We start from the raw sequence: 26,892 nt of genomic DNA, 5'->3' as shown, positions 1-26,892 counted from the left end.
CAAAAGAGGCTTCTGCTCATCCTTTGGCACAGTAGAACGCGGGGGAATTTCCGAAGGTGAATAGATAACCTGAGGCATTTACCGGAAGGATTTCAACGCTAATACCATGATCTCGATAATGGAAAAAATCAGGTATATGTCGACGAAAAAGTTCGTCTTTTTTCGGCAGTTCGTTAGTCTCACGGGAGACCATAATCACTCGACCCTCTTCACGCCAGTAATTGAAAGCTATCTTATTGCTGACGATGACCGTCTGCTGGCCCGACTGACTGTATTCTCCTGTGGAATCATAGGTGCCATCGCCATTATTAAATTTAAACGTCATAAGGGAATCCACCCTGGAATCATCTTCAACAATGATTAAATGGCTCTCGCAGGTAAAATGATTCTGCTGATAATAAATGTACCAGGCGTATAACAATGGCGCGGCAATCATCAATATAATGATCAATCCGAACGCACTCCGACTAATCATTTTCATTATATTGCTTCCTGTACATGATTGAATCACAGTGAGCGCCAGCAATATCGGGCAACTTATCGCATACGATCACCGAAGTACCATTTTGAAAACGATTGATCGTCATATAGGCTACCCCACCAGCATTGCAATGAATGGGATAACGTTTTGTCAAGTCGGTATAAATACGCTGGCTTTTTATATTGTCATGCCACGAAGAGTAGACGTCGCAACCTGCAATATTACCTATCGGTTGATATACCTGAAATCCAGCATCCTGTACATGAAGCTGTTGTAATAGTACCGTGCAAGAGAGGATAAATAAAACCGCAGCGATCACCCCAAACGCAATTTTTCTTGAGAAAAAAAGGAACCTGCTATCTGTTACGGATAGTGACGGGGCATCAGATTTAGAAGGTAAACTCTCCGGCGTTGCGACGACCAGCGAAATAAAATTATCGACGGTCCCCGTTTGTATTTGTGCCACGAGCTTAAACCCTGCCTTTGGTACCGTTTGCACAACATTCTCTGCCAGACCCGCCATCTTGAGCGCTTTACGAATGGAAGCAATAGTCTGGTATAACGCATTAGTCGAGACTATCGCGCCCTGTTTTTCCCATACTGCCGAAAAAAGATAACGCTGCGTCAGCACCTCGCCGTTGTGTTCGAGCAGTTGTAGCAGGCATTCACTAACCGGACCGTGAAGGATAACCGCACGCTCGGGGTAGCCTGAAAGCGGACAAAGCCGACGCAGTTCGGGTTCAAAAAACACTAAACCATTTATCAAAAAGACAGGCTTCATGACGCATCAACCATTTGTGTAGAGGGGGATAGTACATTCATCATTGTTATGTCTACGCGTCCGTGTCCGTTTTCTGATTCAGGAAATAAGGGTTTCACATCAATCAACTACACCCTTCCGAAGACGGCGCTTTGTATCGCAGCGCCATGCTTGAGGTTCTCCTCAATCAGTATAAATCATTTAACTTCACTCCACTTTATCGCTGACGCGCCGTAACGTAAGGGTCATCGAAACGATGCTGTTGAAGACCATCACCGGACTAAGAAGAGAGATAAATGCTGAGACTTTTCTAAAATAAGCATTTTATCTTGAGTCATCGGATAGATGTTAACTTTCAGAATAAGTGCATTACGAATGCATTCAGAGCAGTTTTTTAATCTAAAAATACAACTTACATCGACAAAAACTTCATGCAAAGGTAGGGCAGATCCTGTTTCTTATAGCGCGTAGGGATGTGTATTGGAAAGCATTCATAGCAGCCATATAATCCGCCACATAAAGAGTATGGGTTATCTCAGGCTTATATGTAGGAGTGCATGTTAGTTTCTCAATTGTGGGCAAATGATATGGGCTATCGTCTATATGGATTTATGATTGGCGATGAAATTCATTTTGATATTTCTAATCGCAGACTATACCGACTCACAGGCAGTCACACCGATAAAAGCATTGCATTCGCATCTATTTACTTTAATGAAACGATGCTTAGACTTTTTCTTTTTTTATTAATGAATGGCAGAACAAGACCAGTCTCAAAAGAAGAGTTATTTGAAGAGATTTGGGAGGCACATAATCTGAGTCCGTCCACACAGCGATTATGGCAAGTTTTGCATAATCTAACGAACAAGCTGAATGTTTTAGGTTTACCCGAAGATTTCATTCGCAATATTAAAGGGCGTGGTTACATCATTAATTACCCGAATGTAATCCCCGTTTATTACAGAATGAGCGAACTCCCGGCTCATTCCGTTAAAAAAGAGGAGACGACAGATAGCCTGAGCAAGTGATGTCAACTCAGGTTTTTTGCCCTGAGCACACCTGTGTGAGGGGCTTTTTTTATTATCTCTTTTCGGTATCAATTTTTTCATTAATGATGTATTAGCACTGTTGCTTGGTTTATACCAACACTGGAATTATATATGAGCATAATCAACCACTTTGCCAATTTAAAAGTCCGTAAGAAGTTATTTTTTGGTTTCTCCGTCGTATTGCTCGTGACGATTGTTATTCTGATGTCAGGTTTACTGGGCCTTAACAAGATTCAGGATAAAGTCGAAAAGAACGGCCATACCGCCGATCTATTTAACGCACTTTCGCAGGTCCGCTTAGGACGGACGAATTTTCAATACACCCTTGATCAGAAGTACCTGGAGCAGACCAACACAGGCACGCAACGCATGCAGAGCATTATAGCCAGTATGGAAAAGTTGCCCTGGTCTCCTGAAGGCAAAAAAGCGCTGGATGATACAGCAAATGCAGTGAACAGCTATGTCGCTACCCTGTTGCCTTTCACAAAATCCCTTTCAGAAAAAAGAATTAGTGAAAAAAAACTCAGCACACAGCGTTTATGCGATAACTCTGTGCTGGCTTCAACGCTAAGTCGTGGTAGTACGCTGGACGCTCAGCACACCCTTGTGGCTGCACAGATTGCTTTTATCATGAGCGACATTGACTCTCAGGTAACGCTTTATAAACAGCAACCTACGGATGAATTGATGAAAGGGATCCGCGATCGCCTGGATACCGCGAAATCAGATACCGAACAACTGTTACCGGTTGCTACCACGGAACAAAAGGTTTGGCTGCAATCTGGTCTTGAAAGCATGGAAAACGTCGCAGCTGAGCTGCTGAATTACCAAAAAGTCTGGCATCAACAGTCGACGTTCTCCGATACCTTAACCGGAAAAGCCATAACGCTAACGCATGCCATACAGACGCTATTTAGTCTGCAGCAGAAAAAAGTGGCCGATACGGTGGATAGCGTTCAACTACAGATGGGCATAGTTGCCGTAATCGGTCTTGCGCTTGGCATCTTGTTGGCAATGAGTATCACCCTGTCCATCACCCGTCCGCTTAATGAAACATTGCGCGTCGCGGAGCAAATCGCCAGTGGCGATCTCACCAGCACGGTGACCAGCACACGTCGTGATGAGCCCGGACTGTTAATGCAGGCCGTCGCTACCATGAATGCAAACCTGAAAAACATCATTAATGATGTACGTAATGGAGTAGATAGCGTCGCGCGTTCGTCTTCGGAAATTGCCGCGGGCAATATGGATTTGTCGTCGCGGACCGAGCAACAGTCAGCCGCCGTCGTCGAAACCGCCGCTAGCATGGAAGAGTTAACCTCTACCGTCGCACTCAACGCTGAAAATGCCAACCACGCGCGACGTCTTGCAGATGAAGCCGCGCAAAATGCGACTGAAGGAAGCCAGCTCTCATTGAAGGTGATAGATACGATGAAAAACGTGCGCAGTAGTTCGCACCGAATTTCTGAGATCACCACCGTAATTAACAGTATCGCCTTCCAGACCAATATTTTGGCACTGAATGCCGCCGTTGAAGCCGCCCGGGCAGGAGATCAGGGCAAAGGTTTCGCCGTTGTAGCCGCCGAAGTACGGACGCTTGCCCAGCGCAGCGCGCAGTCCGCAAAAGAGATTGAAAACCTGATCAACGAATCGGTCCTACATGTGGATAACGGCTTTAGTCTGGTTGAAAGCGCGGGTGATGCAATGACGAAAATTGAGACATCCGTGGCGCAGGTACGCGACATCATGAACGAAATTGCCGCTGCTACTGATGAACAAAGCCGCGGAATTTCACAAATTGCCCAGGCCATGGCTGAAATGGACACAACGACTCAGCAGAACGCCGCCCTGGTAGAAGAGTCTTCTGCTGCGGCCAGTTCGCTGGAGGATCAGGCTGTTCAGCTTGAAAAAGTGGTGTCGATTTTCCGTGTCTCAAAAGCTCATACCACGCGTCCTGAAACCCTGAAAAAAGAGGGCATGCAAACCGCAAGCGTGGCCCCTTTTAAACGCCCTACCGCCCGTGACCAGGACGAATGGGTTAAATTCTGATAATTGCCGCGCGGCTACCGGGACAGGCCGCCGCGCGTTTAAGGCTTTAGATGATAACCATGACAAAATCAAGTCCGGGATTGCTCGGCAGCTTGAACACCCTGCTGGCACGTCTCTTTACCCTCTCCCCGGAAAACACCTTGAGGGCTGCCATTGAAAAGCGCGAGATTGTGCCGGTCTACCAGCCCTTTTTTGACAGCCAGACGGGCAAGATTGCGGGTATCGAAGTGCTCGCTCGCTGGAATCATCCGCTGTATGGCCCGGTGTCTCCGGATACGTTTATCCCGCTGGCGGAGAAGCTCCGGCTGATTGCTCCACTAATGCATCATCTGATTCAACAGGTTATTGCCGATCTCCAGCCTCGCATCCACCTTTTTCCTGAGCGGCTCTATATCTGCCTTAATCTGAGCACGCATAACTGTCTCGATCCGCGCTTTGAAACGGATACGCTTGAGCTTTTGCAAAAACTTGCGTCGGGCCAGATTCAGTTAGTTATCGAAATCACGGAACGAAATCCGCTGCATGTTACGCCACAGCTGAGCGAATGGTTTGCAACGCTTCGACAATCAAATATAGCTCTGGCGCTGGATGACTTTGGGACAGGTTATTCCAACCTCGCTTATATTTACTCGCTTAAACCCGAATTCATCAAGATAGACAAATTGTTTGTCAGCCAGATTAGTGAAAATGGCGATACCCGGCTAGTGGACAGTCTTATCGAGCTGGCAAAAAGAATGCATCTCAGCATTATTGCAGAAGGCGTTGAAACAGAGGCTCAGGCTGACTACCTGCGCTTAAAGAACAGCGATTTTTTACAAGGTTACTATTTCTGCAAGCCAATGAAAATTAATGAACTCATCGGAAGTATTCACACCTGATAAAGCACAGCCACCCCGCACTGGAGTGGCTGCAATAACGTTATTTTTTCTTGTAGATATTGGCCGTACCGTGAATTTTATTGTTGGTGTTCCCTGACGTGAGCACCAGGACATCCGCGCCTTGCTTATCGGCTTTCTCAATCAGTTCTTTTTTCGCATCATCCACCGATACTTCATTCGAGGTGCTTACCGTACCGATTTTTTGATACTGAGACGCAACTTTCTTGAACTCATTTTTTGTCAGCAGCTGGGCAGCAAAAGCATTGGTCGTAAACAGTAACGCCGTTCCCAACAAAATAGCAGTCGTCTTTTTCATAACCTTTTTCCTTGAGATTAATCAGCAACTACGAAAAACCTCACGCATTGTGGTGAGGTTTTATGAGCATGGTAGAGAATCTCAGGAATTGCCATGCGCTCGGGAAAAATCTTTTATAACAACCCGTTGCATGAAATTACTAACGAATATTAAGAATATTCGAATACCCGCGCGGTGCCAGCAATATCAACGCGTACCGCCGTGCCCGGGTTCCATCCTGGCTGGCTTACGGTCTTCAGAATCACGGGCTGCTGCTGTCCGGCTAATCCCAGGGTGAGCGTCGACAGCTGGCCGGTGAAGTCCACGTCGAGAATCGAGATCGGGCTTTCATGCGCTGCACATGCCGTCACGCGTAATTGTTCAGGGCGCATCATTACCCTGCCCTGCCCTGTCGCCTGCGCGTTGTCCGTCGGCACTTCACCCAGCGCGCACACGGCATACCCGGCAGCGAGCTGAGCAGGCAGGATCACGGCATCGCCAAGAAACAGCGCCGTCTCTTCATCAACGGGACGGGTGTAGACGTCATAAGGCGTACCGACCTGCGTGAAGCGCCCGGAGCGCATGACAGCAACCTGCGTGGCAAAGGACAACGCTTCGTTCTGATCGTGGGTGACCAGAATCGAGGCCACGCCCGCTTCGGCCAGCAGATCGGCCGTTGCCTTACGCGTCATCGCGCGCAGGCCGGTATCCAGAGCCGAGAATGGTTCATCCAGCAGCATCAGTGAAGGACGCTGGGCCAGCGCACGGGCCAGCGCCACGCGCTGCTGCTGTCCGCCGGAAATCTCGTGGGGCCAGTGCGTTGCGAGCTGCCTGTCCAGAGAAACCATTTCCATCAGCGCCTCAACGCGCTGGCGCTTTTCGTGGCGGGTGCCGTCCAGCCCCCAGGCGATGTTGTCTGCCACATTGAGGTGCGGGAACAGCGCACCCTCCTGAGGCACAAAACCGATCCGGCGCAGGTGGGCGGGAACAAAACTATTTTCATCGAACAGCGTTCTCCCCTGCATGACAATGCGCCCGGTGTCAGGCGTTTCGAACCCGGCCAGAATACGCAGCAGCGTGGTTTTCCCCGACCCGGACGGCCCGACAATCGCCGTCCTGCTCCCCGGCGCCACGCTCAGGTTTAAGCTGTCGAGCACCTGCACATCAGAAAACGATTTAGAAATGGCGGTTAATTCAAGCATGTCATAGCCCTGCAATTTTTTTCGACTGCATATAGAGAATGGCGGTCAGCGGGAGTGAAATCAGGATCATCAGCATCGCGTAAGGCGCGGCGGCAACATAGTCAATTTCACTGGTCAGCGCCCAGAATCCGGTGGAGAGCGTGCGCGTGCCCAGCGGAGAGAGCAGCAGCGTGGCGGTCAACTCGTTGCTGACGCCGAGGAAAACCAGCGCGGCCCCCGCCGCCGCACCCGGCGCGGCCAGCCGCATCGTGACGCTCCAGAGCGCCTTCGCGGGCGTGCTGCCCAGGCTGCGCGCCACGTTCTCCAGTTCGACCGGCGCCTGCGCAATCCCCGCCCGCAGGTTGATGAGCGCACGGGGCATAAACATCAGCAGGTAGGCAAGGAATAGGGTAATTTCCGTCTGGTAAATGGGACGGGCGTAGTGAATGGTGACGGTGACCAGCGCCAGCGCCGTGACGATGCCCGGCAGCGAGCTGGTGATATAGATGCACCCTTCCAGCATCCGGAAGATGCGGTGCGGATAGCGGATACCGAGCCACGCGATGGGGATCACGCACGCCGTCGTCAGAAGCGCGCCGCCCACGCCGAGCATCAGCGTCTGGCGCAGGGAGTGCCAGAGATCGGCACTCATCCAGTTTTGCACGCCGCCGAGCCAAATCCAGCGACACAGGACAATTAACGGCACGCCCAGCGCCAGCACGATCAGCACGATGAAAAACAGCTGGCCCAGCGCGGCGGCCGCAGGCTTCAGCGGCCAGCGTTTCTGCTCGCGCGCGGCCCCGGCGCCAATGCGCGCGTAGCGTGCTTTTCCGCGCGTCACGCCTTCCAGCATTAATATAGCCAGACAGCACAAGGCCAGCACGCCCGCCAGCATGTTCGCCGCCGGGCCGCTGAAGGTAGACTGGAACTGGTCATAAATTGCCGTGGTGAAGGTATCAAAGCGGATCATCACGTACAGGCCATATTCCGCCAGCAGGTGCAGCGCCACCAGCAGCGCACCGCCGCAGATAGCGAGCTTGAGCTGGGGCAACACCACGCGGAAAAAGACCCGCCACGGCGGGGTACCCAGCGAAGCGGCGACATCTTCAAGCGTCGGGTCAAGGCGACGCAGCACCGCCGCAACCGGCATATAGATAAACGGATAGTAGGCAAGAACCGAGAGGAACACGCCCGCGGAGAGCCCGTGCATGGACGGGACAACGCTCACCCAGGCATAGCTTTGCACAAACGCGGGGATCGCCAGCGGGGCGACCGCCAGTGCAGACCAGATCCCTCGCCCGGCAAGCTGCGTGCGCTCCGTGAGCCAGGCGATTGCCACGCCCGTCACGATACACAGCGGAACCGCTAAAGCCGCCAGCCACAGCGTGTTGCTGAGCAGCTCAGCAACGCGCGGGCGAAACACCAGCGCCTTAATGGTTTCCCAGCCGGTCTCAATGCCAATGGCAATGATAAAACCCAAAGGCAGAAGCGCCATTAGTGAAAACAACACAGCTAACGCAACCATCGGCAGTGCAGGACGCCTGCGGGCAGGCTCCTGCACTCTGTTTTTTCCGATGTCGAGACTCAGACCAGACATAAGACGTTCACTTCACTCTCAGGATCACAGCAGGCCGGCTTGCGTCATCAGCTCGATAACTTTTTTACTGTTGAGCGTTGAAGGTTCAACTTTCGGTGCATCAAGATCTTTCAACGGGACCAGTTTCGGGTTTGAGGCCGCGTTCACGCCCACCGCATACTCAAAGGCATTGTTGGTACGCAGACTTTCCTGACCTTCTTTACCGGTAATGTATTTGATGAAGGCCTGCGCCTGCGCTTTGTGCTTGCTGGACGCCAGCACGCCGCCGCCAGAGAGGCTCACAAACGCGCCCGGATCCTGATGTTTGAAGTAGTAGAGCTGGGTGTTTTTGCTGTTTTCACCGGTTTTGGACTGATCGACAAAACGGTAGTAGTGATAAATCACGCCGCCATCAATCTGACCGGCATTAACCGCTTTCATCACGGTGCTGTTGCCTTTATAGGCAACGAAATTGGCTTTCATCGCCTTGAGCCATTCCAGCGTGGCCTTTTCGCCTTTCAGCGCCAGCATCGCGCTCACGATGGCCTGGAAATCCGCGCCTGACGGTGATGCCGCCCAGCGGCCTTTCCACTCGGGTTTTGCCAGATCCATCAGCGATTCAGGCAGCTGCTTTTCGTTCAGCTTTTCCGGGTTATACACAAACACCGTGCTGCGGGCCGCGATGCCAATCCAGCGGCCGTGCGCCGGACGATATTCTGCCGGTACCTGCTTCAGGGTGTCTGCATCCAATGGCGCAAACAGGTTGGCATTATCCACCAGCACCATTGAAGGCGAGTTCTCCGTCAGGAATACGTCTGCCGGGGACGCGCTGCCTTCCTGAACCAGCTGGTTACCCAGCTCGCTGTCATCGCCATTACGCAGAGTGACTTTAATGCCGGTTTCTTTGGTAAAACCGTCAACCCACGACTTCACCAGATTTTCGTGCTGCGCGTTATAAACAACGATACCTTCGTTGTTATCGGCGGCAACCGCTTGTGTGGAAAGGAAAAGGGATGAAGACAACAAGGCAAGCGAGAAGCAGGACAGCAGGCGAGAATTCATGAACATATCCTTTATAGACCAACGGGATTAACGACTCATAGCTTTGTGGGACAGGATTAAAGCATACAACAACGCTAATGATAATTAGTATCAATCGAGTTTAGTCGTAAAAGTGTAAAATTTCTTTTTAGCAGATTTTAGAATGATAAAAATCCAAATTTTAATGAGAGATAATTTTTAGATTAAGAAAACCTTAAGCCTGCTTACAGTGAAATTCATTAGCCTTCTATTCATTATGACGCGAAGTTAAATCTGTTATTCATGCACCCGGCAGATATAAAAGCCCCGATCTTGCGGGGCTTTTTATGCTTATCCGGAGGTCGCTAAATTTATAAGGCGACTAATTTTAAAATCATCACATAACCGCATGAGGGGCATACATCGGATAGGTGAAGAACAATAAATGCACGCAGTTCAGCCCAAAATGGAATAACGTCGCAACCCAGAGCCTGCCGCTCCACATCCACGCCAGGCCGTAAATAATGCCGGAGAGGCTGGCAAAAATAATCAGTAGTAAACCGCCGCTATAATGCATCAGTCCAAAGATGACTGAGGCAATCAACAGCGCGACAACAGGATGAATAATACGGGACAAGCGTTGCTGCAGGTAGCCTCTGAACAAGGCTTCCTCAGCCAAAGAGACGAAAAAAATATTCGCAAGGGCAAATTGAGCGAACCATTCTGGCGCATGCGGCTCAATTCTAAGTCCGCCCAACGCAACAGCCAGAAGTAACAGCGCGGGTACCGCAAGAACCAATATTCCCCAGCCGACCTTGCCCGCTTTATAGAGGGGTTTTGCTACGAATAACGTTGGCATGCACGTAATTAAAAAGAACGGCACCACTGCCTTGTCCATATTAAAGTACATACTGAACGGTATGCTTTGCGGACCAACGACGACAGCATCCAGCACTTTGGGGTTATGAAAACCCGGGATCAGATGCAAAACCATGGCAACGGCGATGGCCACGCACAGGCCTTCGACCAGATATGTATATTTATTATTTTTATTGCGTAGCCATTCAACAACAGACCAGCCAACAACGATTGATGCAATAACCAGCAGCGCCGGAGCGTCAAGAATACTCTGTTTCCAGCCGAGAAATGTCGTTAATCCCAGCATCAGGTAAGCCAGGCTTTTATTAAAGGAGAGTGCGGCAAGCGAAGTTGCGAGTAGATACCACATAAATGTCCTTCTTGACCGGTAAATTTTAGGGGCGATGTCCCAAATATGTCCCACAACGGAAATCAGGAGGATGTGAAGGAGGCGTACTCTATGAAATGAAATGGCACGCCCTGTAGGATTCGAACCTACGACCTACGGCTTAGAAGGCCGTTGCTCTATCCAACTGAGCTAAGGGCGCACTGATATGCGTGTACTTCGCGGTGGTGAAACGCGAAGAATTATACGGTCAATGGCAGGTGAGTCAATGCCTTTTCCGTTTTCAGGGCCAATTACCGCTAGCCGATTGTAAATACGGCTATTTTCTCAACATTTCGCCCTGTTTAACCGTAAAATTTAGCGCTGCGAAAAGGCTTAGTTGCATTTAAGTAACGCCTGCTGTTTTCCTGAACGTCAGCTCGTCACACTAGAGTCAGGTATCCCGGCCGCCTGGAGGCTGACAGACAACAGGACAATGGAGTGACAGCGCAAAACCTGATCGATACGCCCCCCCGGTTACAGTACATTTCTCAGGACATCGTCGGCATTAAGCTTGAGCCCATCGTCGCCCTTTCCTCCCTGCGCCAGGTTGGCGTGGAGGTCCTTAGCGTCCTGTCCGACACGCGGGACAGCGAGAACTTTTTTTGCGATCGCTCCGCAGAGTGGTCGATAACGCTGCTTGAAGCGCAGCTTGCCGCGTTAAAAAATACGCCGCACGGTCATAATCTTTTTATTAATCTGCCGATAACCGTCCTGACAGAGCCCGCGTCTTTTCAGCGACTTATCCGGTTAACAAGCGTGCCGCTCAATATTGAGATTGTCGACCTCGCGTCCTTTTTGGCGCTTTCCCTCGTACAGAAGCAGCATGTCGTTCAAAATTTGCGGCAACTTTGCAAACAGGGACACGCTATCTGGCTTGATGACGTGGATGACGTCACCGTGCAGTCGTTTTTATCCTGCCGACTCCCGTTAAGCGGCATCAAAATAGATAAGGAAGCATTCTGGCGTTTACGCGACACCCCTGCGCTGAGGCAACTGGTTTCCCTTTGCTTTCAGCTTGCAGGGAAAGTGCTTATTGAAGGTATTGAGACTGAACGCGATCGTACCTGGGCACTGCAGGCAGGCGCAGACCTCGGCCAGGGATATTACTGGCCGTCCTGGACATGGCCGGAGGATTAAAAAGCCATTTCCAGGAGGGAGACCATGCGAATGACAGTGCGCCGTTACCGGCGGCGGCGTACAGGAAGTGATGCACTGGGATTCACGCGCTCACCTTTTGCTCCCCCCTTTTTCGACCGGCTCGAATTTTTGAGCCAGTCCATCAGCCAGCCCCGCAAAACCGACGCCCCGTTTATCCTTCTGGTGACGGAGGATCACTACCTGCGCACCGGTTTTCTCAACGCGCAGTTTCCCCTGAGCAGCTGCTGCGACTACGCCACGCTGGACGACGCCCTTATCGCTCAGACGCAGTGGCCTTCTGCCCGTCTGGTCGTGGATATTGAAAGCCGGTCCACGGGGCTTCTGGAGAAACTGGATCAGTTGAGACGGCATAGCCTGTTTCCTCCGTTCCTGACGCCCTGGCTGTTGGTCCGGGCCGATAATTACGACACCCGCCTCTTCTGTAAAGCGGCAGGTCCCTTTCATGTCCTTGAACGTCAGCTGAACGCCGCCGCGCTCCAGCACAGCCTGCAGGATCCCCTCCCCCCGCCGGGTACCGAGAAAGACTGGTTCTCACGCAACGAATGGCCCATTCTGCAGGAGCTTTCCCGGGGCAAGACATTGCGTCAGATTGCCCTTATGCAGAATCGCCCCTATAGCCGCATTATCTATCGTCTCAGCTGCATCCTGCTGAAGCTGGGGCTAAGCCATCGACAGGAATTACTGCATCTTCTTAATAACCTCTCAGACTGCACGTTTTCACTCACGTCCTAACCCCTTATTTCCTAAAGCGGTTTAAGAATTTACTTACGCCTCGCGTTGCAAAAATGTTAATTTTTAACAATAAAATCGAATTTATAACTATTCCTAATTTATGGGCGCGAACCTTGTGAAATGCCACAGATTAGCGGAACGGCAGCACTTTCCTCCATCCGTTAAGCGAATGCAGAAGGCGTTAACAGGATGATAATGATGTAAAAACAAGCAGCTTAGCGACAACTGCCAGGAGTAAAAAGCGAAGCGGGCAGCATGTTCTCCTGTGCACCAGATGCCGTTATCCGGATCGGCGTAAGCACTTTCAGATGAAGGTCAGACGGCCTGCGAGGGCAATTTTTAACCTCACGTTTGCGGATTCGTCCCTTTCAAAGAGGCGCATTTTTGTTAACAATTGATCAACATACAGAGATATCTGTTATTTTTTGTTATTACATAAAGATGAAAAAATGCGGTAAATGAGATAACAGGATATTTCCGCTAAATTTAAAAAAATAGCGATTCAGATCCAGAAGATAATACAAACCAATACCCTCATATTAATTTACAGGGTTTTCGGAAAAAACTTACCCTGTATAATAAGATGCGTATCAAATATGAATAAGAAAAACCTTTTTGCCAACACCAGCCTAATGAGATGACCGCGCTGAGGCATAGTTCTTTTCATTACGTAAACAAGGATGCTTTCGCTCTTTCCAGGGAAATACTACGGTATAGGGATCTGCACATTATATCCTTCCGGCATTTCGAGAGTTTTACCAAACTCTGCATAACGCTTTTAACAATCTGAGGCATTAAAAATGAAACCGGCATCCGTTATCATTATGGACGAACATCCTATCGTCAGAATGTCGATAGAAGTCCTGCTACAGAAAAATAAGAATATCACAGTCAAACTCAAGTCTGGCGATAGCCATGAAGTCCTTGACTGTATCCGCAATCACCCTATCGATCTGGTGATCCTTGACATTGAACTCACGGGCACGGATGCCTTCTCTTTACTGAAGAGAATCAGGAATTTAAACAAAAACATTAAGGTTCTGTTCCTCTCGTCTAAATCAGAGTTGTTTTACGCAGGTCGCGCCATTCGCGCCGGGGCAAATGGCTTCGTCAGTAAACGAAAAGATTTGGGTGAGATCTACAACGCCGTAGAAATGATTCTGATGGGCTATTCCTTTTTCCCGTCAGAGACGTTGAACTTTATAAACCATTTGGGTTCCGGGAAAGGGATGGCAGTAGATATGCCATTATCGAATCGCGAGGTCACGGTATTACGGTATCTGGCGAATGGATTATCCAACAAGGAAATTGCTGAACAGCTACTATTAAGCAACAAGACCATTAGCGCGCACAAATCCAATATTTATTCCAAGCTGGGTGTGCAAAGCATCGTGGAATTAATTGATTACGCTAAAGCCCACGAGCTGCTATAACCTGAATTCACTCCCTGCAGCTTATCTGAGCTGCAGGGAGTGCGGTCAGTGCTAATTATAATTAATCATGAAGGTGGCATCCGCATCAGCCCGTCCGGGCTGAGGGTTATCGGCAGTGGCAATATAATTGGCATAAAATGACAGAATCGCATTTCCCTGCGCATCAACCGAGACCGGCTGGCTGGCCTGCTGAAGCGCCAGCCGCGTTTTATCCGCATCCCTGATCTCAACGGCGACATGGCTTGCAGTACTGGCGTCATTCAGCGCCAGCAGGCCGCTATTGCTTCCGTCGGCTTTACCCGAAAACGTAATGGACGCCGCGCCCGGCGGGCAGCCGGTCAGCTTCAGCGTAAACGGCATCGGCTGCGTGCGGCTCCCGGTGGTGCTGAGCTGTTTCGTGGGCCAGGTGCCCAGCGGGACGGCCTTGTCGCTGTCGCTGCCCTCGGCAACGCAGGTAAAATCGACAATATTGCCGTAGAGCCGAATGTTAATCTCGCCCAATGCGGTGTCCGCCTGAGCCTGTGTGCAAAGCGCAAAGAGCGCCACGGTGATAAAACGGATCCCGTTTCGCATATTGGCTCCTTAGTCGTAATCCACGCGCAAATACCCGCGCGAGGTGAAGCGCCCTTCCGCCGGCTTATTGCCCGTCACGCTCACCGGCCAGACCCGGATCCCCACCTGCGCCTGCGCGCTGTCGTCGAGGCGGAACGGAATTTTGCTCGTCAGGTTGTTGGGCGTGAGCGGCGCCCCGCTTTCGTTGGCAATGATGAACCCCACATCCGGGTTATCCGACACCAGCACATTATCAGAGACTTTTTCCGCCTCGACGCGCATCGTCAGCATGGCGTTCGCCTCCACGTTGGTGCATTTGATCGCAATGGTTTTGCTTTGTGAGGAGACGCCCTCCGGCTTGTTACCCACGCCCGCCTTGCTGAACAAGGAGGCGCCAATGTCGCCGAAATCAAACTCCACCACGTTACCGGCATTAATGGCGCAGCTTTGCGGCACCTGAATGGTTCCGCTGTAGCTGATGGTATAGACCGGCGTGGTTAACGGATCGGATGAAGTTGTGGTGACGTAGACGCGGAACATGGTGGCACGCGGGATCACCACCATGTTGATAAAACGCCGGGTCACCTTAAGACGGAAGACAAGGCTGGAGTCCTGAACGCCAAACGGTTTGTTTTTGGAGACGTTAGGATGGCTCCCCATCTGGATATAGCTTTTTGGCGGGTAAAACACGCCAGCATAGCTGTCCGTGATTTTCATCGCCCCGTCCAGATAGTCGTTAAGCTTCAGATATTGATAGCCATCGCTCGTTCCCGTTACCGGGTAGTCGGTCACATAGCTACGCTTGGTGGTATTCCCGACGGTGCCCTTCGGGCAAACGGCATTCACCCCTACCCACTGCGATTTCTCGCTGAGCGTCACGACCTGCCCAATCTGGTTATTCGAGCTGTTGAATTTATCCGTCAGGTCGTAATGCACCTCCGTCGGCACGCCTTTTTCATTGACGCACACGGTCGCCAATGCGTTGGTCGCGGGCAGTAACGCCAGCAGCGACAGGGCAAAGATTTGGGTTTTAATCACAGCCGATCCCCTTAAGTGTGATTGCCTGTTGCAGGCTCTGTTCAGACAAGCTGTAAGGTGCGCGACACTGGGACTGCGCCCCGTCGCCCCACTGGATCAGCAGTTCGCCTTCCAGCGGCAGCCCACTCAGGTATATTTGTCCGTCATCCCCCACCATGCTGGTGACGCCGCTTTTGGTCTCACGCACCACCGCGCCGAACGGCACCGGCTGGTTGCCGCGCATCACCGTCAGCAGGGCGCGCACGCCAATGCGGGTATCGAAGCTGGCGCGCACCAGCGCGCCTTTGGTCGGCACCACGCTGCTCACGTTGTTTTCGATATCGGTGTTGTTGCTCATGGTGTTGGTATCCAGCGCCACGCGGTTATAGCGGTAGACGGTGGCATACGGCATCACCGCGTAGCCTCGCCAATCGGTTTTCACACCGGTCTGGTTTTCAATACTGACGCCTGATGCCCCCGGCGCTTTGATCAGCACGTTGGTGTCGCCCAGCGGCTGGCTGAAGGTCACGCCGTCGGCGTGGCCGACCACCCCGCCGGAGAGCTGCCAGTTGAGATCGTGCTGGTCGCGGGAATAGTTGTAGCCCACGCCCAGCGTGCCGTAGGTCGCCTGCCAGTTGGCGCTGGCGCTTCCGCTTGAGCCGTTGGTGCTGGCGTGTCCCTGGGTCACGCTGTAGTTGAGGTTGCGGTCCTCCAGCAGCGTTCCGCTGACGCCGGTTTGCCAGCTTGTGTCGCCATCGCTGTTTCGACTGGCGGATGCCGTAGCGTAGGCGCGGTCAATCGCGCTGTCCCGGCGATAGCCCTGACGGGTAAAGAGGCTGAACGGCACGGAGACGTTAAACGACGCGATCCGATCGGTACCGTCTATCCCAACGGATTTGTTCCACGACCACGAAACGGAGTAGTTGATCCCCTTCACGCCTCCCGCATAGCCCAGCTGGTACCAGAGGTTCGTCTCGTCTGTTCCCCAGTAGGTCTGCTCGCTGCCGGAGATATAGACCGAGCCATAGTCCCCCAGCGACTGAGACACGTTGAGCTGGAAGCGGCCTTTTTTATTCCACGTCAGGTTGTGATAGCTCTGCACGTCCGGCACATCGTTATCGTTCTGGCTATCGGCATACTGATAGCCCTCCATTGAGCGCCAGGCGACATCGTCGAGGGTGTAAAACCCTTTTGTGGAGTAGCGGTAGCCCAGCAGCTGGAAGTTAGTGCCGAAGCCGTTAAGGGATTTCGCGTAGAGGAAGCGCAGAGACTGCCCTTCGTGCTTGCTGTCGTCCGCGAGCTGGCTGCGGGCGTGGGTGATATCGAGCGAGACCGCGCCCCAGTCGCCCAGGTTTTTCCCGGCCCCGACGGCCACCGCGGTATAGCGTGACGCCAGCTGCGTACCGCCGTATAGCGTGTAACCGTTGGCAAGACCGGTAACCAGGGTGCCCTGAGTGAAGAACGGCGTATCCTGATCGCTGTTCCCGCTGCGGTAATCCCCCGCGACGAGGTCGTACTTCCAGCGCCCTTCACGCTGCAGGAGCGGCACGGTGGAGTACGGCACGGTATAGCGCTGCTGGGTACCGTCTTTCTCTTCAACCGTGACTTCCAGGTCACCGCTTGAGGAGGTCGGGTTAAGATCGGTAATCGCAAATGCGCCCGGCTGCACATAGCTTTGATAGATAACGTAGCCGTTCTGGCGAACCACCACTTTGGCAGGCGTACGGGCGATCCCGCGCACGGTCGGCGCGTAGCCCTGCAGGCTGTCCGGGTACATGCTGTCAGACGAGAAGAGCCGCCCGCCGCGAAAACCCATGCTGTCGAAGACGTCATTCCCGGTATTGCTGTCACCCAGCACCAGTTCGCTTTTAAGCGGGATGACGGTGCGCTGCGCCCAGGTGCCAATATTCTGCCACTCGCTGTGCCGCTGCCCGTTATTCTGCGTGTACCGCCATGCGCCGTTGTTACGTAAACGCCAGGCGCCATAGTTCAACCCGCTCTGCAGGTTCAGATAATAGCTGTCGTCTTCGCTTCCCCGGTTACCGGTGAAGCTGTAGTTCACCAGCGCGGCGGGAATGCCTTCATCCCACTGTTCAGGCGGAATGTAGCCCCGGGCGCTGTTTTGCAACGCCACCTGCGGCAGGCTGACGTCCAGACGCTGGGAGGCAAAGTTGAATACCGTTTCGCTGCCGGGTATGGCCGTGGTCAACGGAACGCAGGTGTCGCCCTGCACCTTAGCCAGCTCGGGAAACACCGCGACGTTGACGCCAAAGCGATCGAGCATCGCGCGCGTAATGCACGCCGACAAACCGCCCGCCACCGGCTGCGTGTTCTCGGCCTGCTCGAAACGCACGTCCTGGGTACCGATAAACTCATCGTTACGCCAGATATCCACGCGATAAACGCCGGGTGCCTGCTGGTGTCCTTGTTCAAAACGCGACAAATCCGCCACGCTGGCGGTGTCGTCCGACAAGAAGGCCGGGTTGAAATAACTTTCGCTCCAGCCAGCCTGCGGCCAGAGCGCAGCCATCAGCGCCAGTGCAACCGGGCAGTAACGTCCCTGGTGGTTTTTCATCGCCCTGACTCTGCTCACAGGTTGACGCTACGCGCCGGAGTAATGGCACCGTAGTCATTCACGCTCTGCCAGGAAAGCGTACCGCTGGCACCGGCTGGCAGCACCTGCTGAGCCGAGCTTTTCGGCGCAACCATCAGGTTATCCAGCTGCTGCCCGCCCAGCTTCAGATTGACGAGGGTGATGTAATAGGGAGAAGCGTTGCTGACTTTGAGATGGTTGCCCGCGCGCTCAAACCGCAGTTGGGAAAGCGCCTCTTCCGGCTGCATTGCCAGGTTGTTCGGGCGCACAAACAGCTTGATGCGTGAGAGGATCGCCAGCTGCAGCACGTTATTGTTTTCCGTTTTCGCTTTATTCACCGATGGGATCGCCTTCACGTTCATGTAAAAGAGCGATTCGCGATCGGCAGGCAGCGCTGGCCCGGCGTAAATAATACGCAGCGTATTTTCACTGTTCGGCTCGCTGACAAACAGGGGCGGGGTAACGGCAAAGGTTTTTTCTTTTTGCCCGCTCGCATTTTCGATCCACGCGTTAATTAAATAGCGTTCCTGTTTGTTGCTGTTGGTGATCGCCAGCGACGTTTGCTTCGCCTCTGCGGGATAAATAACGCGCGTGGCCCCCAGCGCAATACCGCCGGAAGCATTTGCGCAGGCAGAAACCATCATCAAAATAAACGATAAAAAAAGTCCTGGTTTAATTAGGGTATTCATCACAACCGTACCTTTAATAATGTGTTCGCAGGTGTTATGGATAAATCAACGTAAACCAGACATCCGACTGAATTTTGCCTGGCTCGAGGTGTTCGGAAATAGCCCGATAGCGGGCGCTAAAATGGAACGCGAGCTCGCGGGTATCGATCGGCAGCCAGCTGACGGCCGTGGCGTTTGGGATAATCTGACGCTGCTGTTCGTCAAAAAGCGCCAGCCCCACGCCGCTGCTGACGGGCGTTTCACCCGGCCGCGATGTCGCCAGAAAGACCTGCGGATCTTCTACGGGCGTCACGCCCTGAAACTGGATCCCCACGGTGCGCGAAACATCAACGCTGCAGTCCAGCAGCCGCACGGTAAAAGGCACGTTAACCGTGGAAAAACTGCCCACACCGGAAAATGAATTGGTTCGGTACTGCCCCATGTCGATGCGCATATTCTGGCTGTCGGGCGCCACGGCGCAGCCGCCGTTCACCAGTTCACCCCGGAGATGAACCTTGCCACCTTCGATCACCACGGTATGCGCCGATGCCGGGCAAGCCATCGCAAGGGTTAACAGCAGTAGTGTTCCAGTCCTTGTCATCCTTCGTTCCTGGCATTAGCGTATGACGGGCCTCGTCCGTGAGGCCTGAACATCCCTGTGCGGAGGAATTACTCGTATTTCATTACGAAGGTGGCGTCAGCGTTCGCCTGGCCTGGCTCAGTGGTGGCAGCCGTTGATTTGTAACGTGCGGTGAACTTCAGGGTGTTGGTCCCTTCGATCAGCGTCTGCGCAGCAGAGAAGGTCGCACCGTCTGGGGTCAGAACGCTGGATTTGCTGTCGAGGATCTCGATACCCACGCCTTTCGCGGTGTTGTCGTTGTTACCGGAGGTCACGGCCAGCAGGGTTTTGTCGGTTGGGTCGATCTGACCGGTGAACGCAACAGCTGCAGTTTTGGCAACCAGCGGATCGCAATCATTCAGTTCGATATTGAATGGAATATTAGAGGTGGTGTCGCCCACTTTGGTAAATTTCGCGGTGCGATACTGACCCAGATTAACGGTCTGCTCGGAAGAATCAGTATTTACTGAACAAGCCGCATTAACCAGCTCACCTTTAAAATGTACGGTACCGCCATTTACGGAAACCGGCGCAGCAGGATCTGCTGCATTTGCGGCACCTGCAACCAGGGCCAAAGTAGCAATAACAGTAGAAGCAATGTTGCTGAGTTTCATGTCTATTCCTTTAAAATGTAAATAACCCTTCCCGCGAATAATCGGGAATAAGAAATACGTTCAATCGATTAATTGAAAGCTTATTTCGGAGGAGACAAAGTAGCTCAGGACGCGTTTTTTAAATATGTCAAAACGCTGCCATTTCGCCAGGTCACATCCTAATCCCGCCTAAGAAATTGACCATCCCCTAAGAAGGGTTTTTGCGTCTCACTGATAAAAACGCGTAAAGGGTGACTGACAGCGACGCTCGCTTCTGACAAAATACACGCCATCCCCCCTTTCAAACGTTACAGACGGAATCTTCTCTCTGATGGCAGCAAAGATTATTGACGGTAAAACGATTGCGCAGCAGGTGCGCTCTGAGGTCGCGGAAAAAGTGAAGGCGCGTAAAGCTGCCGGAAAACGCGCCCCCGGGCTGGCCGTTGTGCTGGTTGGCAGCAACCCGGCATCGCAAATTTATGTCGGCAGCAAGCGCAAAGCGTGTGAAGAGGTGGGCTTCGTCTCCCGCTCTTACGATTTGCCGGAAACCACCAGCGAAGCAGAGCTGCTGGAACTTATTGACACCCTGAATGCCGATAAAGAGATCGACGGTATTCTGGTTCAGCTGCCGCTGCCGGCGGGTATCGACAACGTGAAGGTGCTGGAGCGTATCGCACCGGATAAAGACGTGGACGGTTTCCACCCGTACAACGTTGGCCGCCTGTGCCAGCGCGCGCCGCGCCTGCGCCCGTGCACGCCGCGCGGCATTGTGACGCTGCTGGAGCGCTATAACATCGACACCTACGGTCTGAACGCCGTGGTTATCGGTGCCTCCAACATCGTGGGCCGCCCGATGAGCATGGAGCTGCTGCTGGCGGGCTGCACCACCACCGTGACCCACCGCTTCACTAAAAACCTGCGTCACCACGTCGAGAACGCCGATCTGCTGATCGTCGCGGTCGGCAAGCCGGGCTTTATTCCGGGCGAGTGGATCAAAGAGGGCGCGATTGTCGTGGACGTCGGGATTAACCGTCTGGAAAACGGCAAAGTGGTCGGCGACGTGGTGTACGAAGATGCCGCAGCGCGCGCGTCTTACATTACCCCCGTACCGGGCGGCGTAGGCCCGATGACCGTAGCAACGCTGATTCAGAATACGCTGCAGGCGTGCGAAGAATATCACGACGTAGAGGACGCGTAAGATGGCGACTTTTTCATTAGGTAAACACCCGCACGTTGAGCTGTGCGATCTGCTGAAGCTGGAAGGCTGGAGCGAAAGCGGCGCACAGGCGAAAATCGTTATCGCCGACGGGCTGGTAAAAGTCGACGGCGTGGTAGAAACGCGCAAGCGCTGCAAGATCGTCGCGGGTCAGACCGTGAGCTTTGAAGGACAGAGCGTAACCGTTACGGCCTGAGCCGTTTTATGCCCTCACCCTAACCCTCTCCCACAGGGAGAGGGGATATAAAATCCCCTCACACCCATCGCGGTTATTTATCGATCAACTTCAAATAATCACTATTTCATCTGTTGAAACATGAAAATTCTGTTGCGCGTTTTTCACTCTTTGCCCACGATAAGTAGAACGTTCTACTAAAACGTTCTACTTACAATAACAGCGCCAAAAAAGCGCTACTCGGGGGAAATCAGCATGAGTCTGATATCAGGGTTTGTTAAATCGCTGTCTAAGTTATCGATGATTGGTCGCGCCTTAATGCTGCCAATTTCACTGCTTCCCGCTGCGGGCCTGCTGCTGGCCTTCGGCGATAAGTTTCATCTACCGCTGATGATGAACGCGGGCGGGGTTATCTTTGATAACCTGCCGATGCTGTTTGCCATTGGCTCCGCCGTGGGTCTGGCGTCAGAATCCGGCATCGCGGCGCTGTCTGCGGCGGTGTCGGTGTTTGTCACGAATATCACCATCAGCACCGTGCTGAGCATCACGCCGGAAATGGCCTCCCAGGGCGGGAAATACGCCATGGTGGTCGGCATCCCGACGCTGCAGATGGGCGTCTTCGGCGGCCTGATCTGCGGTATTCTCGCGGCCTGGTGCTATAACCGCTTCCACACCATGCAGCTGCCGGAGTTCCTGGGCTTCTTCTCCGGCAAGCGCTTCGTGGCCATTGCAACGGCGTTTCTGTCATTCCTGATGGGGCTGCTGCTGCCGTACGTGTGGCAGCATATCCAGGCCGGTATCGACGCGCTCTCCGTGGTGGTGAATGGCGATAATCAGGCGGCGTCGACCTTTATCTTCGGTCTGGTAGAGCGCGCGCTGATCCCGCTCGGCCTGCACCACATCTGGTACCCGTCCTTCTGGTATTCGTTCGGGGATTACACCACCCAGGCAGGACAGGTGATCCACGGCGACCAGACCATCTGGTTCAAGATGCTGGAAGAAGGGGTGAAATCCTTCAGCAGCGACACCTACCAGAATGCCGGTAAATTCATGCAGGGCGAATTCCCGCTGATGCTGTTCGCGCTGCCCGCCGCGTGCCTGGCGATGTATCACGAAGCCCATACGAAGAATAAGAAAATTGCGGCCGGTATTCTGTTCTCTGCGGCGCTGACCTGCTTCCTGACGGGGATCACCGAACCGGTCGAGTTTACCTTTATCTTCGTGGCGCCGATCCTGTACGTCTTTAACGCCATCATGGCGGGCCTGGCCTACATGACCATGTATCTGCTGCATGCGCATATCGCCAAGTCGTTCTCCGCAGGCTTTATCGACTATCTGTCATTCGGGATCCTGCCGTCCTTTAACGGCTACAAGACCAACTTCCTGAATGCGATTATCATCGGCATTCCAATGGGCCTGATTTATTACTTCACGTTCCGCTTTGTGATCCGTCGTTTCGACGTGAAAACGCCGGGCCGCACTGACGTGACCGCCAACGCGGATGATAAGTCTGATTCAGAACTCGCGACCGAGATCATCACCCTGCTGGGCGGGGCGCACAACATCGACTCCGTCGGCGCCTGTATCACCCGCCTTCGCCTGGAAGTGGCAAAAAGCGAGGTGGTCGATAAGGATGGCCTGAACGGACTCGGCGCGCGCGGCGTGGTCTTCGTCGGCGACAACGGTATTCAGGTGATTTTCGGTGCCAGAGCACAGTTTATCGCCCAGACCATGTCCACCATGATCGGCAAATAATAAGATGCCTGAACGACGCGTCTCCTGTAGTCTGGGGGACGCATTGTCGTATCTGGCTGATAATCGGTGAATTTCAGGGAGCGGTTTTGAAGAAAGTCAGCATTATTGATGTCGCAAAGCACGCGGGCGTATCGGTCTCAACCGTCTCGCTGGTTTTGCGCCAGAAAGGGAAAATCTCAGAGGCAACGATCGAGAAGGTCAACGCTGCCATCAATACGCTGGGCTATGTTCATAACGTTGCCGCTGCCAATCTCCGCGCCAATACGTCCAATCTGATTGGCCTGATCCTCCGCGACTTTAGCGACAGTTTCTCCATCAAGGTGATGGCGAGTATCGTCCAGGATCTTGAAAAACAGGGGTATATGGTTTTTCTCGGCCAGCCCCAGAACGACCATGACCATCTTGAGCGCTGCCTGCTGTCGTTTAAGCAGCAGGGCGTCGCCGGGGTTATCTATCTGGCCTCGGATACCCGCACCTCCACCCTGCCGGAGCAGATTCGCCGCTGCCCGCTGCCGCTAGTGGTGGTTTCTCAGTCGCTGCTGGATGAAAAATGCAATCTGGTGATGCGCGATAACCGTCAGGCGGCAAATCTGGCGGTGCGTTATCTTATCGAGCGCGGCCATCGCAATATTGCCTACATTGGCGGACGTGAAGGCTGCCTTATCCGCGAGCAGCGCCTGCTCGGTTTTCGCAGCGCGATGACGCAGAACGGGCTGGTCTGGCGGGATGAATACTCTCCGGCCTGCAGCGATGACACCCTGGCGGCGGGTTTCGCCACCCGCCAGCTGCTGGAAAAAAACAACACCATCACCGCCCTGCTCTGCCACTCTCCGGATGCCATGATCGGCTCCATCTCCGGTATTCATCAGGTTGGACGAACGGTGGGTAAAGATGTGTTTCTGACGCAGCAGGTCGCGCTGGTCGGTTTCGAAGATATGCTCCACGTTAACCTCACCTCGCCGTCCTTTACCTACGTCTCGTCCGCCAGCGAAGAGACCGGGCGCCAGGCTGCCGGGCTGATTATTCGCACGCTGAAGGAGCCGACGCTGCAAACCCAGCGCATTACGCTTTCCGGGCAGCTTATCGCGCGCGAGTCGGCGTAAAAATAAGAATTTGACGCGGGTCTGCCGGCGCGGGATTGCTGCTATATTTCCATGATTTGCCATGGATAATCGCAATGCCTACCGTTATTACACACGCTGCTGTTCCGCTTTGTCTGGGCTTAGGCCTCGGAACCAAAGTGATTCCTCCCCGCCTGCTGTTTGCCGGGATTGTCCTCGCCATGCTGCCGGATGCCGACGTGCTGGCGTTCAAGTTCGGCGTCGCGTACGGCAATGTTTTCGGCCATCGCGGCTTTACCCACTCCCTGCTGTTCGCCTTTGTGGTGCCGATACTCTGCGTGCTGACTGGACGACGGTGGTTCCGGGTCAGCCTGACGCGGTGCTGGCTGTTTTTGACCGTGTCATTGCTTTCGCACAGCCTGCTGGATTCGATTACCACGGGAGGGAAAGGCGTCGGCTGGCTGTGGCCGTGGTCAGATGAACGCTTCTTCGCGCCGTGGCAGGTGATTAAGGTCGCGCCGTTTGCGCTGTCGCGCTACACCACGCCGTACGGGCATCAGGTGATCGTGTCGGAGCTGCTGTGGGTGTGGCTGCCAGGAGTCGTGCTGATGGGGTTGCTGTGGTGGAGACGGAGGTAAAAGCAAAACGGCAACTCAAGTTGCCGTTTTTAGTGTTTGCACCCTCTCCCTGTGGGAGAGGGCTGGGGTGAGGGCATCAGCGCGCACCAGACCTACTTACGGCGCCAGGTGGTGCCCTGCGGGCCATCTTCCAGAATGATGCCCATCTCGGTCAGACGGTTACGCGCCGCATCTGCCGCCGCCCAGTCTTTTGCCTGACGCGCTTCCAGACGCGCTTTGATCAACGCTTCAATTTCCGCCACTTCACCGTCGTCAGCCTGCGCACCGCTCTGCAGGAACGCGTCCGGATCCTGCTCCAGCAGGCCGAGCACGGAGGAGAGCTTACGCAGATGGGACGCCAGCGCATTCGCCGCGGCCATATCTTCTGACTTCAGGCGGTTCACTTCGCGCGCCATGTCGAACAGCACGGAGTACGCTTCCGGGGTGTTGAAGTCGTCGTTCATCACCTCAACAAAGCGGGCTTCAAAAGCTTCGCCGCCCGCAGCAGGAACAGACCTGTCGGTCCCGCGCAGCGCGGTGTACAGACGCTCCAGCGCCGAGCGCGCCTGTTTCAGGTTCTCTTCGCTGTAGTTCAGCTGGCTGCGATAGTGGCCGGACATCAGGAAGTAGCGCACGGTTTCCGCGTCGTAATACTTCAGCACGTCGCGCACGGTGAAGAAGTTACCCAGCGATTTAGACATCTTCTCGCGGTCAACCATTACCATCCCGGAGTGCATCCAGTAGTTAACGTACTCGCCGCCGTGGGCGCAGGTGGACTGCGCGATTTCATTTTCATGGTGCGGGAACATCAGGTCCGAACCGCCGCCATGAATGTCGAAGTGCTTGCCCAGCTGTTTGCAGTTCATCGCGGAACACTCAATGTGCCAGCCCGGGCGGCCTTCGCCCCACGGTGATGGCCAGCTTGGCTCGCCCTCTTTGGACATTTTCCACAGCACGAAGTCCATCGGGTTACGCTTCACGTCAACCACGTCAACGCGCGCGCCGGCCTGAAGCTGGTCCAGATCCTGACGGGAAAGCGAACCGTAGGTTGGGTCCGTCGGCACCGAGAACATCACGTCACCGTTGTCCGCAACGTAGGCATGACCGCGTGCGATCAGCTTTTCGGTGATCTCGATGATTTCGTGAATATGGTGGGTCGCGCGCGGCTCGCTGTCCGGGCGCTGAATATTCAGGGCGTCGAAATCTTTGTGCATTTCGACGATCATGCGATCGACCAGCGCAACAAAGCTTTCGCCGTTTTCATTAGCGCGCTTGATGATTTTGTCGTCGATGTCGGTGATATTACGCACGTATTTCAGGGTGTAGCCCAGAAAACGCAGGTAGCGTGACACCACGTCGAAGGCGACAAAGGTACGGCCATGGCCAATGTGACAGAGATCGTAAACCGTAATACCACACACGTACATGCCGACTTCCCCGGCATGGATAGGTTTAAATTCCTCTTTCTGGCGCGTCATTGTATTAAAGATTTTTAACATCGAAGATTCCATGTAAACACGTGTGTGGTTGAAAACCGGCTATTCTACCCGTAATTCAAACCTGAAGCAGCACACAATGCAAGGTGATCGCATCCTGTGGTTATGCTATAACAAGCCCCTATAGATGACCCGAACGCGGGTCGACGTACCACAATAACGGAACAGGATGCAAAAATGGTTACTTTCCACACTAATCATGGCGATATCGTAATCAAAACCTTTGATGACAAAGCGCCTGAAACAGTTAAAAACTTCCTGGACTACTGCCGCGAAGGTTTCTACAACAACACCATTTTCCACCGCGTGATCAACGGTTTTATGATCCAGGGCGGCGGTTTCGAACCTGGCATGAACCAGAAAGAGACCAAAGAAGCGATCAAAAACGAAGCGAACAACGGTCTGAAAAACACCCGCGGTACGCTGGCAATGGCCCGTACTCAGGCGCCACACTCTGCCACCGCGCAGTTCTTCATCAACGTGGCGGACAACGACTTCCTGAACTTCTCCGGCGAAAGCCTGCAGGGTTGGGGCTACTGCGTATTCGCAGAAGTGGTTGAAGGGATGGACGTGGTTGACAAGATCAAAGCCGTCGCTACTGGCCGCAGCGGTATGCACCAGGACGTTCCTAAAGAAGACGTTGTGATTACAAGCGTGACCGTCAGCGAGTAA

General features: G+C 53.4%; 26 protein-coding genes and 1 tRNA gene. 12 read left to right on the top strand and 15 right to left on the bottom strand.

Annotated features, from left to right (window positions below; translation table 11 throughout):
* Positions 1-16 precede the first annotated feature (16 nt).
* Together ACZ6J2_RS13680 and ACZ6J2_RS13675 are read right to left on the bottom strand one after the other, a co-directional pair.
* Complete coding sequence (locus tag ACZ6J2_RS13680) at positions 17-481, bottom strand: hypothetical protein (RefSeq protein WP_471725958.1); 465 nt, start codon at positions 479-481, stop codon at positions 17-19.
* Positions 468-1,262: a winged helix-turn-helix domain-containing protein gene (locus ACZ6J2_RS13675; RefSeq protein ID WP_471725957.1), complete on the bottom strand. Its 795-nt coding sequence runs from the start codon at positions 1,260-1,262 to the stop codon at positions 468-470. The genes ACZ6J2_RS13680 and ACZ6J2_RS13675 overlap by 14 nt, the downstream gene beginning before the upstream one ends.
* A 536-nt stretch (positions 1,263-1,798) precedes the next feature.
* Between ACZ6J2_RS13675 and ACZ6J2_RS13670 the strand changes: the two genes are divergently transcribed.
* The 3 genes from ACZ6J2_RS13670 to ACZ6J2_RS13660 all read left to right on the top strand — a co-directional run bounded on the left by ACZ6J2_RS13670 (position 1,799) and on the right by ACZ6J2_RS13660 (position 5,217).
* Positions 1,799-2,269, top strand: coding sequence for a winged helix-turn-helix domain-containing protein (locus ACZ6J2_RS13670; protein WP_471725956.1), 471 nt, complete (start codon positions 1,799-1,801; stop codon positions 2,267-2,269).
* 132 nt (positions 2,270-2,401) lie between these two features.
* Positions 2,402-4,339, top strand: coding sequence for a methyl-accepting chemotaxis protein (locus ACZ6J2_RS13665; protein ID WP_471725955.1), 1,938 nt, complete (start codon positions 2,402-2,404; stop codon positions 4,337-4,339).
* A gap of 59 nt (positions 4,340-4,398) precedes the next feature.
* The gene (locus ACZ6J2_RS13660) at positions 4,399-5,217 is read left to right on the top strand and encodes an EAL domain-containing protein (protein WP_471725954.1); all 819 of its coding nucleotides are present in this window, start codon (positions 4,399-4,401) and stop codon (positions 5,215-5,217) included.
* Positions 5,218-5,257: 40 nt separating this feature from the next.
* Here ACZ6J2_RS13660 and yahO read toward each other — a convergent pair whose 3' ends face one another.
* The 6 genes from yahO to ACZ6J2_RS13630 form a co-directional block, all read right to left on the bottom strand.
* Entirely contained in the window at positions 5,258-5,533 is a 276-nt protein-coding gene (gene yahO, locus ACZ6J2_RS13655; RefSeq protein ID WP_039264001.1) for a DUF1471 family periplasmic protein YahO, read from the bottom strand.
* 149 nt (positions 5,534-5,682) lie between these two features.
* Positions 5,683-6,714, bottom strand: a complete 1,032-nt coding sequence (locus ACZ6J2_RS13650) for an ABC transporter ATP-binding protein (RefSeq protein ID WP_047061277.1) — start codon at positions 6,712-6,714, stop codon at positions 5,683-5,685.
* Position 6,715: 1 nt separating this feature from the next.
* Positions 6,716-8,290 (bottom strand): ABC transporter permease, encoded by a 1,575-nt coding sequence (locus ACZ6J2_RS13645; protein WP_471725953.1) that lies wholly within the window; start codon positions 8,288-8,290, stop codon positions 6,716-6,718.
* Between the two features lie 24 nt (positions 8,291-8,314).
* Positions 8,315-9,331, bottom strand: coding sequence for an iron ABC transporter substrate-binding protein (locus ACZ6J2_RS13640; RefSeq protein ID WP_039263996.1), 1,017 nt, complete (start codon positions 9,329-9,331; stop codon positions 8,315-8,317).
* 355 nt (positions 9,332-9,686) lie between these two features.
* A complete protein-coding gene (locus ACZ6J2_RS13635) occupies positions 9,687-10,517 on the bottom strand; it encodes a lysostaphin resistance A-like protein (RefSeq protein WP_471725951.1) in 831 nt (276 codons plus the stop codon).
* A 101-nt stretch (positions 10,518-10,618) separates the two neighbouring features.
* Positions 10,619-10,695: transfer RNA gene (locus tag ACZ6J2_RS13630), tRNA-Arg, on the bottom strand.
* Positions 10,696-10,973: 278 nt separating this feature from the next.
* Between ACZ6J2_RS13630 and ACZ6J2_RS13625 the strand changes: the two genes are divergently transcribed.
* The 3 genes from ACZ6J2_RS13625 to fimZ all read left to right on the top strand — a co-directional run bounded on the left by ACZ6J2_RS13625 (position 10,974) and on the right by fimZ (position 13,858).
* On the top strand, positions 10,974-11,672 hold the full coding sequence (locus tag ACZ6J2_RS13625; RefSeq protein WP_471725950.1) for an EAL domain-containing protein: 699 nt from the start codon (positions 10,974-10,976) through the stop codon (positions 11,670-11,672).
* Positions 11,673-11,696: 24 nt separating this feature from the next.
* Entirely contained in the window at positions 11,697-12,425 is a 729-nt protein-coding gene (locus tag ACZ6J2_RS13620) for a helix-turn-helix transcriptional regulator (RefSeq protein WP_471725949.1), read from the top strand.
* Positions 12,426-13,225: 800 nt separating this feature from the next.
* Positions 13,226-13,858: a fimbria biosynthesis transcriptional regulator FimZ gene (fimZ, locus tag ACZ6J2_RS13615; protein ID WP_032661427.1), complete on the top strand. Its 633-nt coding sequence runs from the start codon at positions 13,226-13,228 to the stop codon at positions 13,856-13,858.
* A gap of 51 nt (positions 13,859-13,909) precedes the next feature.
* Here fimZ and sfmF read toward each other — a convergent pair whose 3' ends face one another.
* The 6 genes from sfmF to fimA form a co-directional block, all read right to left on the bottom strand.
* On the bottom strand, positions 13,910-14,431 hold the full coding sequence (gene sfmF / locus ACZ6J2_RS13610) for a fimbria assembly protein (RefSeq protein WP_045620360.1): 522 nt from the start codon (positions 14,429-14,431) through the stop codon (positions 13,910-13,912).
* A 9-nt stretch (positions 14,432-14,440) separates the two neighbouring features.
* A complete protein-coding gene (gene fimH / locus ACZ6J2_RS13605; protein WP_121425547.1) occupies positions 14,441-15,448 on the bottom strand; it encodes a type 1 fimbria D-mannose specific adhesin FimH in 1,008 nt (335 codons plus the stop codon).
* Positions 15,441-18,002: a fimbrial biogenesis usher protein gene (locus ACZ6J2_RS13600; RefSeq protein WP_471725948.1), complete on the bottom strand. Its 2,562-nt coding sequence runs from the start codon at positions 18,000-18,002 to the stop codon at positions 15,441-15,443. The genes fimH and ACZ6J2_RS13600 overlap by 8 nt, the downstream gene beginning before the upstream one ends.
* Positions 18,003-18,016: 14 nt before the next feature.
* Complete coding sequence (fimC, locus tag ACZ6J2_RS13595) at positions 18,017-18,709, bottom strand: type 1 fimbria chaperone FimC (protein WP_126329072.1); 693 nt, start codon at positions 18,707-18,709, stop codon at positions 18,017-18,019.
* A gap of 34 nt (positions 18,710-18,743) precedes the next feature.
* Positions 18,744-19,289, bottom strand: coding sequence for a type 1 fimbrial protein subunit FimI (fimI, locus tag ACZ6J2_RS13590; protein WP_262749346.1), 546 nt, complete (start codon positions 19,287-19,289; stop codon positions 18,744-18,746).
* Positions 19,290-19,357: 68 nt separating this feature from the next.
* Positions 19,358-19,921 (bottom strand): type 1 fimbrial major subunit FimA, encoded by a 564-nt coding sequence (fimA, locus tag ACZ6J2_RS13585; protein ID WP_023310641.1) that lies wholly within the window; start codon positions 19,919-19,921, stop codon positions 19,358-19,360.
* Between the two features lie 310 nt (positions 19,922-20,231).
* Between fimA and folD the strand changes: the two genes are divergently transcribed.
* The 5 genes from folD (at position 20,232) to ACZ6J2_RS13560 (ending at position 24,745) form a co-directional block, all read left to right on the top strand.
* Positions 20,232-21,098 (top strand): bifunctional methylenetetrahydrofolate dehydrogenase/methenyltetrahydrofolate cyclohydrolase FolD, encoded by an 867-nt coding sequence (gene folD / locus ACZ6J2_RS13580; RefSeq protein WP_008499332.1) that lies wholly within the window; start codon positions 20,232-20,234, stop codon positions 21,096-21,098.
* Position 21,099: 1 nt separating this feature from the next.
* Positions 21,100-21,312 (top strand): ribosome-associated protein YbcJ, encoded by a 213-nt coding sequence (ybcJ, locus tag ACZ6J2_RS13575; protein ID WP_023334767.1) that lies wholly within the window; start codon positions 21,100-21,102, stop codon positions 21,310-21,312.
* Positions 21,313-21,546: 234 nt separating this feature from the next.
* Positions 21,547-23,046 carry a PTS transporter subunit EIIC gene (locus ACZ6J2_RS13570; protein WP_471725947.1) on the top strand — a complete coding sequence of 500 codons (1,500 nt, stop codon included), beginning with the start codon at positions 21,547-21,549 and terminating at the stop codon, positions 23,044-23,046.
* A gap of 86 nt (positions 23,047-23,132) precedes the next feature.
* On the top strand, positions 23,133-24,149 hold the full coding sequence (gene malI, locus ACZ6J2_RS13565) for a Mal regulon transcriptional regulator MalI (protein WP_023310638.1): 1,017 nt from the start codon (positions 23,133-23,135) through the stop codon (positions 24,147-24,149).
* Between the two features lie 74 nt (positions 24,150-24,223).
* Positions 24,224-24,745 carry a metal-dependent hydrolase gene (locus tag ACZ6J2_RS13560; RefSeq protein WP_471725946.1) on the top strand — a complete coding sequence of 174 codons (522 nt, stop codon included), beginning with the start codon at positions 24,224-24,226 and terminating at the stop codon, positions 24,743-24,745.
* A gap of 92 nt (positions 24,746-24,837) precedes the next feature.
* Here the strand turns inward: ACZ6J2_RS13560 and cysS are convergent, their stop codons facing one another.
* Positions 24,838-26,223 carry a cysteine--tRNA ligase gene (gene cysS, locus ACZ6J2_RS13555; protein WP_029741052.1) on the bottom strand — a complete coding sequence of 462 codons (1,386 nt, stop codon included), beginning with the start codon at positions 26,221-26,223 and terminating at the stop codon, positions 24,838-24,840.
* 174 nt (positions 26,224-26,397) lie between these two features.
* Here cysS and ppiB point away from each other — a divergent pair, with 174 nt between their 5' ends.
* Complete coding sequence (ppiB, locus tag ACZ6J2_RS13550) at positions 26,398-26,892, top strand: peptidylprolyl isomerase B (RefSeq protein ID WP_023310635.1); 495 nt, start codon at positions 26,398-26,400, stop codon at positions 26,890-26,892.

This window comes from Enterobacter sp. E14S, assembly GCF_055666685.1.
The sequence above is the reverse complement of the archived record's forward strand: the minus strand, read 5'-3'. Positions and strand labels throughout refer to the sequence as shown.